This is a genomic window from Fictibacillus arsenicus, from assembly GCF_001642935.1.
GTDB lineage: Bacteria > Bacillota > Bacilli > Bacillales > Fictibacillaceae > Fictibacillus > Fictibacillus arsenicus_B.
Genome location: NZ_CP016761.1, coordinates 3,764,615 through 3,777,873 on the forward strand (window position 1 = coordinate 3,764,615; position 13,259 = coordinate 3,777,873).

Below are 13,259 nucleotides of genomic sequence, written 5' to 3' on the forward strand. Positions count from 1 at the left end.
ATCCCAAGAGCTGTTTTATAAAAATAGTTCTTTTACTGCTGCACTTACAAAGATATTTAATAGTGCGAGCGGAAGAAGTACTTTCCACGCAAAGCCCATCAGCTGATCAGCACGCAGACGAGGAAGTGTTCCGCGAATCCAGATCATGAAAAACACAACTAGGCTGAATTTTACGCCAAACCACAACATTCCTGGAATGAATCCTAAGAACGGTATCGGCATCCATCCGCCGAGGAACAGTACTGTTGTCAGCGACGCCATCGCGAACAGATACACGTACTCTGTCAGCATGAAGAATGCCCAGCGGAAACCGGAGTATTCCACGTGATAACCGGCAACAAGCTCTGATTCTGCTTCTGGCAAGTCAAACGGTGTACGGTTCAGCTCAGCGATCGAGGAGATCAAAAAGACGAAAAACCCGATCGGTGTTAAAAAGATGTACGCGATATTTTCTTGTCCTCGTACAATGTCGTTTAAGTTGAGGCTGCCGGCAAAAAGGATAACGCCGATCACCGAGATGACGAGCGGGATCTCATACGAAATCATCTGTGCCGCAGCACGCATGCCGCCTAAAAGCGAGTATTTATTGTTTGATGCCCAGCCGCCCATTAAGATGCCGATCGTTGAAATCCCTGAGATGGCTACATAATAAAGCAAGCCGACACCAAGGTCTGCGAACTGCATGTTTTCCGAGAACGGTATCGTCGCGAGCACCATGAACGCAGGTGCGAACGCGATAACCGGAGCCAGAATGAATAGTGGACGGTCAGCAAGCTTTGGAATGGTATCTTCTTTTATTAAAAGTTTAAATACGTCAGCGACGGTTTGCAGAAGACCGAATCTTCCCCCAACGCGGTTCGGCCCTGTACGCATCTGCATGAATCCGAGCACTTTACGCTCAGCTAAAATTGCGTATGTTACGAAACCTAAAACGGTCATAAGCAGCGCTGCACCAAGTGCGAAGAAGATGGCTACATGCATCCAGCCAGGCTGTGCGTATAAAAGATCCTCCATCATCAGCCATCAACCTCCCCGAGCACAATGTCGATTCCGCCTAAAATCGTAATCAAGTTGGAAATGTTTTCGCCGACTAAAAGCTTAGGCAAGATCTGCAGGTTATAAAAAGACGGTCTGCGGAACTTTAAGCGGTAAGGCTCTTTCTTTCCTTCTGATGCTATGTAGCAGCCGATCTCGCCACGCGGCGACTCTATTCTGACAAACGCTTCCCCTTTTGGCGGCTTGATAATTCTTGGCACTTTTGCAATTACAGGACCCTCTTCAGGGAATTGTTCAACAGCTTGTTCTAAAATTTTTAATGATTCCTCAATTTCCTGCATGCGGCACTGATAACGCGCCCATGCATCGCCTGTATGAAAGACAGGTACATCAAAATCAAAACGGTCATAGATTGAATACGGCTCGTCTTTTCTAAGATCCCAGCTCGTGCCGGTACATCTTAAGTTCGCACCGCTTAATGAGTAATCGAGTGCTTCTTCCTTCGTGTAATAGCCGATCCCTTTTACACGGTTCAGGAAGATTTCGTTTCCTGTCACGAGATCGTGATAGCCCGCAAGTTCTTCTCTCATATACGGAATAAAATCACGAACCTTTTCGATCCATCCATCTGGCGCATCCCACTTCACGCCGCCGACACGCATGTAGTTGAACGTAAGGCGCGCACCGCAAATTTCGTTCAGCATGTTGATGATCGCTTCCCTTTCACGGAATGCGTATAGAAACGGGCTCATCGCACCAATATCAAGTAAATATGTACCGAACCAAACGAGGTGACTCGCGATTCGTCCAAGCTCCATCACAATAACGCGCAAGTATTCAGCACGTTCCGGAATCTCAAGACTCATCATCGTTTCAACGGCATGGCAGATCACGTAGTTGTTCGTCATCGCAGCCAAATAATCCATGCGGTCTGTGTAAGGGATGATCTGCGTATATTGTAAATTTTCAGCGAGTTTTTCAGTACCGCGGTGCAAGTAGCCGATTACAGGTGTCGCTTCAATAATGGTTTCACCGTCGATCTTCAGTACGATCCGGAAAACGCCGTGTGTACTTGGATGCTGAGGTCCTACGTTAAGGAGCATCTCTTCTGTTCTGATCATTCTCTACACCTCCACGTCATGCGGTTCGTAATCTTTTCTGAGCGGATGACCTACCCAGTCATCCGGAAGCATGATGCGTGTTAAATTTGGATGACCTTCAAATTGGATTCCTAAAAGATCATACGTTTCACGCTCAGGCCAGTTTGCGCCTGCCCATAACGGGGTAATAGAGTGGGTAACTGCACTATTTCTGTCTATTTTTACTTTTAATGCAACGGACTGGCGATTTACAAACGAATATAAATGGTTATAAACTTCAAAATGGGTTTCAAAATCTGTCCCATGCATTTCAGACAGATAATCAAAACGAAGCTGATCGTTGTGTTTTAAAAACTCAGCGATTTTGTAATAGGTATCGGGTTTCGCGACTAATGTCGGCACGTCTTTTGAGAGTCTGTTAATATAAGCATCTTCTAAAACATCTTCTCCTAAGTGCTCTTTGATGACTTTTATGTAGGTATCGAGGATCGGCTGGTTTGGAGATGGTTTCTCTTCTTCTGCTGGTTCTGATGCAGCTCCTTTTGCGTTAGCTGCGGCACGCGCTTTTGCAGCGGCTGCGGCCTTTGCTTTCGCGGCAGCGATGGCTTTCGCCTTTTCATTGTCCCCTGCTGGAGCATCTCCGCCCGCTTCTCTTGCTGCTTTTGCTTTCGCGGCTGCAGCTGCTTTTGCTTTTGCAGCGGCGGCAGCCTTTGCTTTTGCTGCTGCTTTCGCTTTTTCGTCGTCGGGTGCTAGTTCTGATGCTGCATCTCCGCCTGTTTCTCTTGCTAGTTTTGCCTTCGCGGCAGCGGCTGATTTCGCTTTCGCAGCTGCAGCGGCCTTTGCTTTTGCTGCTGCTTTCGCCTTTTCATCATCCCCCGCTGGCTCAGTTGATTCAGTGGAAGCTTGGGCTTTTTCAGCCTGACGCTGCTTCGCAAGCTCAAGCGCTTTTGCCTTCGCTTCTGCAGCAGCTTTCTTTTTCAGCTCTTCTTTTGTTAATTCAGGTTCTGCCGCTGGTTCAGGCGCTTCTGCCGCTTTCGCTTTTTCAGCCTGACGCTGTTTTGCGAGTTCTAGTGCTTTTGCCTTCGCTTCAGCTGCAGCCTTCTTTTTCAGCTCTTCTTTTGTTAATTCTGGTTCTGCAGCGGGTTCTGATGCTTCCGCCGCTTTCGCCTTTTCCGCCTGACGCTGTTTTGCAAGCTCATGTGCCTTTGCCTTTGCCTCTGCGGCTGCTTTCTTCTTTTGCTCTTCTATTGATAATCCTTCATTTGATTCACCATGCTCTTTTGTCATTCGCTCATCACCTTCTTGCCGGTCTTCGCTTCATAACGGATTTTTTCCTGAAGCTTGTTGATGCCGTAAATAAGCGCTGCTGGGTTCGGTGGGCAGCCTGGTATGTACACGTCGACAGGGACGATCTGATCGACCCCTTTTACAACGGCATATGATTTGATATATGGACCGCCTGCAGTTGCACAAGAACCCATCGCAATGACCCACTTTGGCTCAGGCATCTGCTCATACAATCTTTTTAAAACAGGCGCCATTTTTTTCGTAACGGTTCCTGAAACGATCATGACATCTGACTGCCGAGGAGACGTCCGAAAAATACTTCCGAAGCGGTCTAAGTCATAATGCGAGGAACCCGTTCCCATCATCTCAATCGCACAGCACGCGAGTCCGAATGTGAGCGGCCAAAGCGAGTTGCTTCGTGCCCATGCTTTTACTTGTTCGAGTGTTACCATAAAGACGTTGCGTTCCAGTTCTGAACGTTCTTCAGCCGTAAGCTCCCATTTTATGTCCATTTAAGCACCTTCTTTTTCCAAGCGTATACGAGACCTAACGTTAAAAGAACAACGAAAATTCCCATTTCAATCAGGGCAAAAACACCTAGCTCTTCATAAGCCACTGCCCATGGATATAAAAACACGGTTTCAACATCAAAAATGACGAACATAAGTGCAAACAAATAATAGCGGACATTGTATTGAACCCAGCTTTGGTGAAAAGGTTCGATCCCGCTTTCGTAAGTGGTGTATTTTTCTGCTGATGGCTTATAAGGTCGCAGCAGACGACCCGCTGTCAAAGCGACAACCGGCAAAAGAATCCCTAAAAAAAGAAATACAGCCACGATGAGGTAATTGTTCTGATATAAATTGTAAAAATCCATTCTGACTACCCCCATAAAAACTCAGAATTTTTCAAATTGTGTAACCGCTTTAATTATAACAAATTCCATTTTTTGTGTCGATGATGCCTTTTTGTCTTACCTACCTGTACTAAATAAATGTTCTATCCTTATTTTTCTATAGAAAAGTTCATAATCCTGTAAATTTTTTGATGTGAATCATAGAAAGATAGCAGTATGATAGAAGTGTAAAGAGGAGGTAGATAGATTATGGATTTTTGGTGGATTGCTTATTTTTTAATTGTTGTCATTTCAATCGCTGGGTTAGTAGGAACGATTTTGATCTCCAGGACTCAGGATGAAAAATACGGAAGTTCAACAAAACAAAATCTCTTTCGTTTAACTGCGATTTACGCTGTGCTGATTCTTGTCTCATTAATAGCACTCGCGCTTTACGTTTTCATTTAATAAAATGCCTAAAAAGAGGATGTGATCTCTACTTGAAAAAAGAGACCGAACTGCTTTGGGCTAGTGAAAAGTATTCTGTAATGGCCAAGGGCTATAATTTTTATAAAGATATTCAGGGTAAAATGAGAGAAGCACGATCTGCAGAAGATTATTATGAAATTCAACGTTTGATCGCCGATTATAAACAAAAACCTTACGATAAAAAAGCACTTATCAATACATTGGAACACGTCTGGGGTTATTTTAAAAAAGAGGCTGAAGAAAACGATAAAAAGCACTTTTTTTCTTTATTAAATGAACTGAAAGAGTTAGAAGTAGTTGAGATGGATGACATTCCATATGAGATGAAGCTATTTTTGCATTATCTGCTGCAAAAATACCCGTCTGACTTCTTAAATCAATCTACTTTTATAAAAAAGTGAGGATGCTGCCCAACGTTATCGGCTGCATCCTTTTGTTTTGTTTAGAAATAGGGAAAGTTTCGGCGGCCGAAACTGTTCATGATCTATACCTTAGGAGGTATTCGGACATATAATCCCACGTTAAATCGGATAATCCCACATTAAATTGATTTTTTCTCACGTTAATTGAAATAATCCCACGTTATTTTGAAAATAACCACGAGTCGATACACCGCGACAAATTTCGCAAACTGCATACCCCACTACCTAAACGCCCTACAAACAAAAAAGCTACCCCGCACCAAAAGAGGGCACTGAAAAACCGGTTGAACAGAAAAAAGAATCAAACCACCTGATAAGAGCTGGTTTGATCCTTTTTTTGCATACAAACATGTAAGGATTGTAGCGGAAGGGTACTGACTCCTGCGGGACGAGTGGGACTGGTGAGACCCCTAAAGGCGCGTAGCGGCAGGGGGCTCACCGCCCGCCCCGCGGAAAGCATGTACCCTGGAGCGGAGATCCCCGCATTCAACATTTTATTTAGAGACTTTTTCAGTGCCCTCCACCTAAACGGGATAGCTCTCATTTTAGTCATTAACCGGTTCAACTGACAATCTCAGCTGCTCTTCAAATTCTGCTGCGTAATCACGCTTTTCTTCTTCATCCCAGCCTAATTTATCCGCCATGCATCTGATGACGTTTTCCTTCCATTTGTACACCGTATCGATATCAAAATATAAAGCGGAAATCCGGCGGATCAAGAAGTCAGATGGCGTCGAAGCCATCTCGTATTCCAACGCATATAGAAGGGACGCGTACAGACTCTTCGGCAAGTTGCAGCTCTTCGCTTCCTCACCGCGCTCTTTCATAAATCCATAAACAACGTCAATATTAGTCCCGTAACGCTGAACAAGCTCTCTTGCTTTCGCTTCATCCAGTCCTAATGCTAAACCTTCCTGCACTTTCTTACGTAAAAAGTCTCCAAAGTTTTCACTTCCGCCCATTTTACCGCCTGACAGTTCCAAGTGCTGCGTTCTGCAATCTGGGAACTTGGCATTCTCTTCGTCTGCCAGCTGGTCACGAACGATATCCACTACTTTTTCCGCCATTTTGCGGTAGCCGGTAAGCTTTCCGCCTGCAATCGTCAATAGACCAGAAGGCGAGTGGAAAACTTCATCTTTTCTCGAAATTTCAGATGGCCCCTTTTTCGGCTCATGAATCAACGGACGCAGTCCTGACCATGAGGACTCAACATCATCACGGGTGACCTTCACTTCCGGGAACATAAAGGAAATGGTGTTTAGGACATAATTCAGATCTTCCTCAGTCATGCCTGGGTTTGCGAGATCTCCTTTATAATCTGTATCTGTTGTTCCCACATACGTTTTACCAGCTCTCGGGATCGCGAACACCATTCGGCCGTCTTCTGTGTCGTAATAAACAGCCTGTTTGAGCGGGAACTTCGACTGGTCGATCACAAGGTGGATTCCTTTTGTATGGTGAATCTCTTTACCTGTTTTCGAGCGGTCTTCTTCGCGGAGTTCATCAACCCAAGGGCCAGTTGCGTTCACGATTTTCTTCGCATAAATCTCATGAACTTCCCCAGTCAGCTGATCTTCTACTTTTACGCCTACTGCTTTTTTTCCGTTATATATAAAACTTGTAACTTTCGAATAGTTAACAGCTGAAGCACCACGCGCAACAGCTTCTTTCATGATTTCAAGAGTCAGACGGGCATCATCCGTTTTGTATTCCACATAGTACCCGCCGCCTTGTAGCCCGCTCTTTTTCAAAAGTGGTTCGTGTTTCAATGTTTCTGAAGCTGAGAGCATTTTTCTGCGTTCTTGTTTCTTTACGCCTGCTAAAAAGTCATACACTTTTAAACCGATAGATGTAGAGAATTTACCGAACGTTCCATTTTTATAGATCGGCAGAAGCATCCATTCTGGTGTTGTTACATGCGGTGCATTCTCGTAAACGATTGCGCGCTCTTTTCCGACTTCGGCAACTAGCTTCACTTCGAACTGCTTGAGATAGCGCAATCCACCGTGAACGAGTTTTGTTGAACGGCTGGATGTTCCCGCTGCAAAATCCTGCATCTCGACGAGCCCGACCTTCATTCCGCGCGTCTGGGCATCGAGCAGAATACCTGCTCCTGTAACACCGCCGCCGATTACGAGCAGATCAAGCTTTTGTTTTTTCATATTTTCGATGATTGCTTCTCTATTATAGGTTGAAAATGTTGCTGTCATTTTCCTCTCACTCCTTCTGTTAGAACCGCCGGACACGTAATGCTATGGGTAGTTTTCCCGTAAATTTGCTAAGCAACACCCAGATTTTACGTTTGGTGCGCTCTAATTACGCAAAAAAAGACCACAAGAACCCCGCAACTGTTTACGAGGTTTTGTGGTCTCTCCTGATCTCCAACCGGTTCAATATCAACTTGTTTTCAGTATAGCTTAAGTTTTAAATTTTTTAAAGGGTTATGCTTTCGGTTTATAGGCAATCGTTGCTTCAACAGCTTTTTTCCAGCCGCCATAAAGTTCGTTGCGTTGTTCTTCTTTCATGTTTACGTCGAAATCTTTGCCCACTTTCCACTTTTCTGCGATTTCTTGGCGGTCACTCCAGAAACCTACTGCAAGGCCTGCAAGATACGCCGCTCCAAGTGCCGTCGTCTCATTGATCTTCGGACGTTCAACAGGAACATTTAAAATATCACTTTGGAATTGCATCAAGAAATTATTCTTAACCGCTCCGCCATCAACACGCAGCTTTTTCAGCTCGATCCCAGAGTCTGCTTCCATCGCAGTGAGTACATCTCTCGTCTGATAGGCGAGTGATTCAAGCGTTGCACGAATAAAGTGCTCTTTCTCTGTACCGCGCGTCAAGCCGAAGATCGCCCCTCGGGCTTCAGAATCCCAGTACGGTGTGCCAAGACCCACGAAAGCCGGCACCACATACACACCGTCTGTTGAGGAAACGCGATCAGCATATTTTTCACTGTCTGCAGCATCTTTTAGCATGCGCAATCCATCACGGAGCCATTGAATCGCAGATCCTGCCACAAAAATACTTCCTTCTAAGGCGTATTCTACTTTTCCGTCAATGCCCCAAGCGATTGTTGTAAGAAGTCCATGTTCTGACGGAACAGCTTTTTCACCCGTGTTCATGAGCATGAAGCATCCAGTACCATAGGTGTTTTTCGCCATTCCTTTTTCATAGCATGCTTGTCCGAAAAGAGCAGCCTGCTGGTCACCGGCGATTCCTGCGATCGGAATGTTTTGACCGAAGAAATGATAATCAATCGTTTCTCCATATACTTCAGAAGAAGATTTTACTTCTGGAAGCATTGACTTTGGAACACCTAAAATATCGAGCAGCTCGTCATCCCATTTTAAATCATAAATGTTATACATTAGTGTTCGTGATGCGTTTGAATAATCCGTTACGTGAGATTTACCGCCAGTCAGCTTCCAAACGAGCCACGTATCGATCGTTCCGAAAAGAAGATCACCCTTTTCCGCTTTTTCTCTTGCTCCGTCAACGTTATCAAGGATCCACTTTACTTTTGTTCCAGAAAAATAAGCGTCGATCAAAAGTCCCGTTTTGTCGCGGAACTTGTCATTAAGCCCTTGTTTCTTCAGTTCATCACAAATTTCAGCCGTCTGGCGTGATTGCCAAACAATTGCATTGTGAACTGGTTTTCCTGTGTTCTTGTCCCACACAACAGTCGTTTCACGCTGATTCGTGATTCCGATCGCCGCAATCTCAGCAGGATTGGTATCTGTTTTATGAAGGACTTCTGCAACAACCGCTAAAATAGTTCCCCAGATTTCCTGTGCATCATGCTCCACCCAGCCCGGCTGAGGAAAATGCTGTTTGAATTCCTTTTGAGAGATTTCAACTATTTCCCCAGCTTGATCGAATAGAATAGCTCTTGAACTTGTTGTTCCTTGGTCGAGTGCGATAATATATTTTTTTGCCATTTCAAAAACCCTCCCGAGTATCTTATTTGTATTTTAGTTTTCAATTTTATTTCCGTGCGGTATCGCGTGTGTGCCTTTTTTCCCTAACATGAACGTTATTGCCAAAACTCCTGCACATACAGCTGTCCAGATCCAAAATAGCGATGTTACTTTACCAGTGAAAACAGCTTGATAAAACAATGCTCCGAATATTCCTCCAAGAACTGGCCCTACAACCGGAATCCATGAATATGTCCAGTTTGACCCGCCTTTTCCTGGAATCGGCAAGATTGCGTGTGCAATTCTTGGTCCTAAGTCACGGGCTGGGTTGATCGCGTAACCAGTAGTACCACCAAGTGATAAACCGATTGCGACGATCAGGAATCCGACGATCAGCGGATTAAGTCCTTCTGAAAATTTATTCGCTCCGATCGATAATAATCCTACCAGCAAAACAGCTGTTCCGATAAATTCTGAGAGCAAGTTCGAAAAAGTGTGCGGGATCGCCGGGTCAGTTGAGAATACTCCGAGCTTAACCGCTTTATCGTCAGTTGCTTTCCAGTGCGGCAGGAAGTGGAAGTATACAACGATTCCACCAAGCATTCCTCCGATTACTTGAGCGATAATGTACATCGGCACATCGCTCCAAGCAAATTCACCGATTGCAGCAAGTCCGAGCGTAACAGCGGGATTGATGTGTGCACCGCTAAAACCTCCGACAGCGTAAACCGCTACTGATACTGCAAGTCCCCAAGCTAATGCAACAACAATCCAACCGCCGCCTTGTGCCTTGGATTTATTTAAGGAAACGTTTGCAACAACGCCACCTCCAAAAATAATGAGGATCATAGTACCGATTAATTCTCCCATAAATGTAGACATCATTTTTTCCTCCTTTGTGCTAAACTGACAAGATAATTTTTATGATAGCTTTTTGAACCGTGAAGAAAGCAAACAAAAAAAGACCCAGCAAAAGATACCTATAGTTTTGCTATAAGTTACCCCTTGTGGATCTCCATGTTCTCCGTCACGTGTATGAACTTGTCTCTATTATAGCAAGGATGTAAACGTTGTCAAACGTTATTCAGGAAAAATATTAGATCCACAATTCTGGATTAGAGGTCGTTACTGCTTCCGCACCTGCCTCAAGCGCCTGCATGACATTTTCTTTTGTACGAATAAGTCCGCCAGCAATTATTGGTATTTGCGCTTGTAGTCTTACTTCTTTAATTATTTCCGGCATGATGCCCGGCAAAACCTCTAAATAGTCTGGCTGAGCACGTTCGATTACTTTATAACTCGTTTCTAGAGCTAGTGAATCTAATAAAAATAAACGCTGCACAGCAATCATGTTCCTTTTTTTTGCCCGGATGATGCAGTTTGAGCGTGTCGATATAATCCCAGCCAGCTTCATTTCCTGAGCTAAAAAATCCACGGCGTATTCGTTCGCTTTCAGGCCATTGATCAGATCAAGATGAACAAGAACTTTTTTATTTCGCTCGTTCGCCATGGAAATCATAAATTTCAGCTGACTGATATGCGTATCTAAACAAACGATGTATGTATATTTGCTTTTTAGCAGTTTCTCAAAATCTTTCATTTTTCTGGCAGCGGGTAAAACCTTTTGACCGTGAAAGCTCATCGTGCACACTCCTCTTACCTTTTATCATTTTCAAAAAGCAGCTATTTTATCGGGATGCTGAGCCCTTTTTTATATTCTGTGATAATAACACATACCAACTGCCCTGGACGAGCATTTAATGTGGTATGGCTGTTCTGTTCCATGATAAGGAGTGATAAAGTGGAGAAGAAAAAATTAGCTAAACCTATATCACCTTTTGTACGTTTCCCCAACCCTTTTGGAGACGAAGTGGCAGAACTTCATGAAAAAATAGAAGCTTCAGCGGCAGCTGATGAAAATGGCGAACAGATTTGGTTAACACAACGAAACGATTTACCGCCGATTTTCGGAAGATCTTGACTTCTATCCCTCAAAATAGTATTTCTTCATTTCAACCTCCCTCAATAATGAAATGAACGTGATGAATATCCCTTCTGACCCATGTTTAGAAGGGATATTTTATTTTCAAACTAATAAACCATGGTTTAGGCACAGTTTTGGAACCGAATCGGTTAAATCAGGGTACCATAAGGGGTATTAAGAAGATTAATTCCTGAAATATTGGATATAATTCCTGAAATTTTGCTGTTAATCCCGCGAGTTTTTGCCATATTCCCGCGAATTTTAGGTGTATATCCGCGAGTCGATAAAACTCGACAAAAACGACTCGCATTATACCCACCACCCATATCAACAGAACAAAAAAGCCCTCCAGCTCCACTATAGAGCTGAAAGGCTTGAAAATTAACGTTTTGCTGCAATGTCGATACGGTTGATTGCACGTTTAAGTGCAAATTCCGCACGAGTTGCGTCAACGTTATCTTGCTTGTTGCCTGCAAGACGCTTCTCGGCACGTTCTTTTGCTGCACGTGCGCGATCCACTTCGATGTCGCCAGCAACTTCAGCAGCTTCTGCTAAAATTGTGACTTTTTCAGGTCGCACTTCAATAAATCCACCGCTAACGGCCACGTATTGTGTTTTCCCATCAACGTCGTGAACACGCACGGCGCTGATCGTTAAAGGAGCTACAAGAGGGATATGGCCTGGAAGAACTCCAAGCTCCCCGCTTTTTGCTTTCGCGCTGACCATTTTCGCATTTCCTTCAAACACAGGACCATCAGGGGTTACTACGCTGACTTGAATGGTTTTCATCCAATCTTACCCCTTTCAGGCATTAGGCCAAAGTTTTTGCTTTTTCAATAGCATCCTCAATAGAGCCTACGAGATGGAACGCTGATTCCGGAAGATCATCGTATTTTCCTTCAAGGATTTCTTTGAATCCACGAACTGTTTCTTTAACAGGAACGTATGAACCTTTTTGTCCTGTAAATTGTTCTGCAACGTGGAAGTTTTGAGATAAGAAGAACTGGATACGGCGCGCACGGTGTACAACTAGCTTGTCATCTTCAGAAAGCTCGTCCATACCAAGGATCGCGATGATATCTTGAAGTTCTTTATAACGCTGTAAAGTCGCCTGTACTTTACGCGCTACTTCGTAATGCTCTTCTCCAACGATTTCAGGAGAAAGTGCACGAGAAGTTGAAGCTAGTGGATCTACCGCTGGATAGATACCCATAGCTGTTAATTTACGCTCAAGGTTTGTTGTTGCATCTAAGTGAGCAAACGCTGTAGCTGGAGCCGGATCCGTATAGTCATCGGCAGGTACATAGATCGCTTGGATAGATGTTACAGAACCTTTTTTCGTAGATGTGATACGCTCTTGCAGCTGACCCATTTCAGTTGCAAGAGTTGGCTGGTAACCTACCGCTGATGGCATACGGCCAAGAAGGGCAGATACTTCAGAACCTGCTTGCGTGAAACGGAAGATGTTATCTACGAAGAAAAGAACGTCTTGTCCTTGCTCATCACGGAAGAATTCAGCCATTGTCAAACCAGAAAGAGCGATACGTGCACGTGCTCCAGGCGGCTCGTTCATTTGTCCGAATACCATTGCTGTTTTCTTGATAACACCAGAATCGCTCATCTCGTGGTAAAGGTCATTACCTTCACGAGTACGCTCACCAACACCTGCGAATACGGAGATACCGCCGTGCTCTTGTGCGATGTTGTTGATTAGCTCCTGGATAAGAACTGTTTTACCTACACCCGCACCACCGAAAAGACCGATTTTCCCACCTTTTACGTATGGAGCGATAAGGTCAACTACCTTGATTCCTGTTTCAAGAATCTCAGTTTTTGTTGTTAATTCTTCAAAAGAAGGTGCTGAACGGTGAATTGGGTCACGGCGAACATCTGCCGGTACTGCCTCACCAAGGTCAATGTGATCACCTGTTACGTTAAATACGCGACCAAGTGTTGCTTCACCTACTGGTACAGAAATCGGTTTTCCGCTATCCGCGATCTCCATTCCACGAACAAGACCATCCGTTGAATCCATTGCGATTGTACGAACCATGTTATCACCAAGGTGAAGTGCTACTTCTAGTGTTAAATCAACACCCTCAGCGCTAACAGTTAAAGCGTTAAGCAATTCTGGAAGCTCGCCTTCAAACTTTACGTCAACGACCGGTCCAAGAATTTGAGTAATATAGCCTTTATTCATCGGTTTCCCTCCTATCTTACTTT

General features: G+C 44.3%; 14 protein-coding genes. 3 read left to right on the forward strand and 11 right to left on the reverse strand.

Features of this window, described 5'->3' with window-relative positions; translation table 11 throughout:
- Window positions 1–15 precede the first annotated feature (15 nt).
- The 5 genes from nuoH to ABE41_RS19030 are packed head-to-tail and all read right to left on the reverse strand — an operon-like array spanning window position 16 to window position 4,260.
- Window positions 16–1,017, reverse strand: coding sequence for an NADH-quinone oxidoreductase subunit NuoH (gene nuoH, locus ABE41_RS19010; protein WP_066293856.1), 1,002 nt, complete (start codon window positions 1,015–1,017; stop codon window positions 16–18).
- A complete protein-coding gene (locus ABE41_RS19015) occupies window positions 1,017–2,117 on the reverse strand; it encodes an NADH-quinone oxidoreductase subunit D (protein WP_066293858.1) in 1,101 nt (366 codons plus the stop codon). The genes nuoH and ABE41_RS19015 overlap by 1 nt, the downstream gene beginning before the upstream one ends.
- 3 nt (window positions 2,118–2,120) lie before the next feature.
- Window positions 2,121–3,383: an NADH-quinone oxidoreductase subunit C gene (locus ABE41_RS19020; RefSeq protein WP_066293861.1), complete on the reverse strand. Its 1,263-nt coding sequence runs from the start codon at window positions 3,381–3,383 to the stop codon at window positions 2,121–2,123.
- Entirely contained in the window at window positions 3,380–3,895 is a 516-nt protein-coding gene (locus ABE41_RS19025; RefSeq protein WP_066293864.1) for a NuoB/complex I 20 kDa subunit family protein, read from the reverse strand. Before ABE41_RS19025 ends, ABE41_RS19020 begins: the two co-directional genes overlap by 4 nt.
- Window positions 3,886–4,260 carry an NADH-quinone oxidoreductase subunit A gene (locus ABE41_RS19030; RefSeq protein WP_066293866.1) on the reverse strand — a complete coding sequence of 125 codons (375 nt, stop codon included), beginning with the start codon at window positions 4,258–4,260 and terminating at the stop codon, window positions 3,886–3,888. Before ABE41_RS19030 ends, ABE41_RS19025 begins: the two co-directional genes overlap by 10 nt.
- 228 nt (window positions 4,261–4,488) lie before the next feature.
- Here ABE41_RS19030 and ABE41_RS19035 point away from each other — a divergent pair, with 228 nt between their 5' ends.
- Together ABE41_RS19035 and ABE41_RS19040 are read left to right on the forward strand one after the other, a co-directional pair.
- Window positions 4,489–4,686: a hypothetical protein gene (locus ABE41_RS19035; RefSeq protein WP_066293868.1), complete on the forward strand. Its 198-nt coding sequence runs from the start codon at window positions 4,489–4,491 to the stop codon at window positions 4,684–4,686.
- Window positions 4,687–4,718: 32 nt separating this feature from the next.
- Window positions 4,719–5,108 (forward strand): DUF1722 domain-containing protein, encoded by a 390-nt coding sequence (locus tag ABE41_RS19040; RefSeq protein WP_066293873.1) that lies wholly within the window; start codon window positions 4,719–4,721, stop codon window positions 5,106–5,108.
- A gap of 566 nt (window positions 5,109–5,674) precedes the next feature.
- Here the strand turns inward: ABE41_RS19040 and ABE41_RS19045 are convergent.
- The 4 genes from ABE41_RS19045 to ABE41_RS19060 form a co-directional block, all read right to left on the reverse strand.
- Window positions 5,675–7,339, reverse strand: a complete 1,665-nt coding sequence (locus tag ABE41_RS19045; protein WP_066293874.1) for a glycerol-3-phosphate dehydrogenase/oxidase — start codon at window positions 7,337–7,339, stop codon at window positions 5,675–5,677.
- A gap of 231 nt (window positions 7,340–7,570) precedes the next feature.
- Window positions 7,571–9,073: a glycerol kinase GlpK gene (gene glpK / locus ABE41_RS19050; protein WP_066293875.1), complete on the reverse strand. Its 1,503-nt coding sequence runs from the start codon at window positions 9,071–9,073 to the stop codon at window positions 7,571–7,573.
- 33 nt (window positions 9,074–9,106) lie between these two features.
- Entirely contained in the window at window positions 9,107–9,934 is an 828-nt protein-coding gene (locus tag ABE41_RS19055) for an MIP/aquaporin family protein (protein WP_066293878.1), read from the reverse strand.
- Window positions 9,935–10,148: 214 nt separating this feature from the next.
- Window positions 10,149–10,694 carry a glycerol-3-phosphate responsive antiterminator gene (locus ABE41_RS19060; RefSeq protein WP_066293880.1) on the reverse strand — a complete coding sequence of 182 codons (546 nt, stop codon included), beginning with the start codon at window positions 10,692–10,694 and terminating at the stop codon, window positions 10,149–10,151.
- Between the two features lie 159 nt (window positions 10,695–10,853).
- Here ABE41_RS19060 and ABE41_RS19065 point away from each other — a divergent pair, with 159 nt between their 5' ends.
- Window positions 10,854–11,033, forward strand: a complete 180-nt coding sequence (locus tag ABE41_RS19065; RefSeq protein ID WP_066293882.1) for a hypothetical protein — start codon at window positions 10,854–10,856, stop codon at window positions 11,031–11,033.
- A gap of 384 nt (window positions 11,034–11,417) precedes the next feature.
- On the opposite strand, the gene ABE41_RS19070 is transcribed toward ABE41_RS19065, so the two are convergent.
- Together ABE41_RS19070 and atpD are read right to left on the reverse strand one after the other, a co-directional pair.
- A complete protein-coding gene (locus ABE41_RS19070; protein ID WP_066293883.1) occupies window positions 11,418–11,825 on the reverse strand; it encodes a F0F1 ATP synthase subunit epsilon in 408 nt (135 codons plus the stop codon).
- Between the two features lie 22 nt (window positions 11,826–11,847).
- Window positions 11,848–13,236 carry a F0F1 ATP synthase subunit beta gene (atpD, locus tag ABE41_RS19075; RefSeq protein WP_066293885.1) on the reverse strand — a complete coding sequence of 463 codons (1,389 nt, stop codon included), beginning with the start codon at window positions 13,234–13,236 and terminating at the stop codon, window positions 11,848–11,850.
- Window positions 13,237–13,259 lie beyond the last annotated feature (23 nt).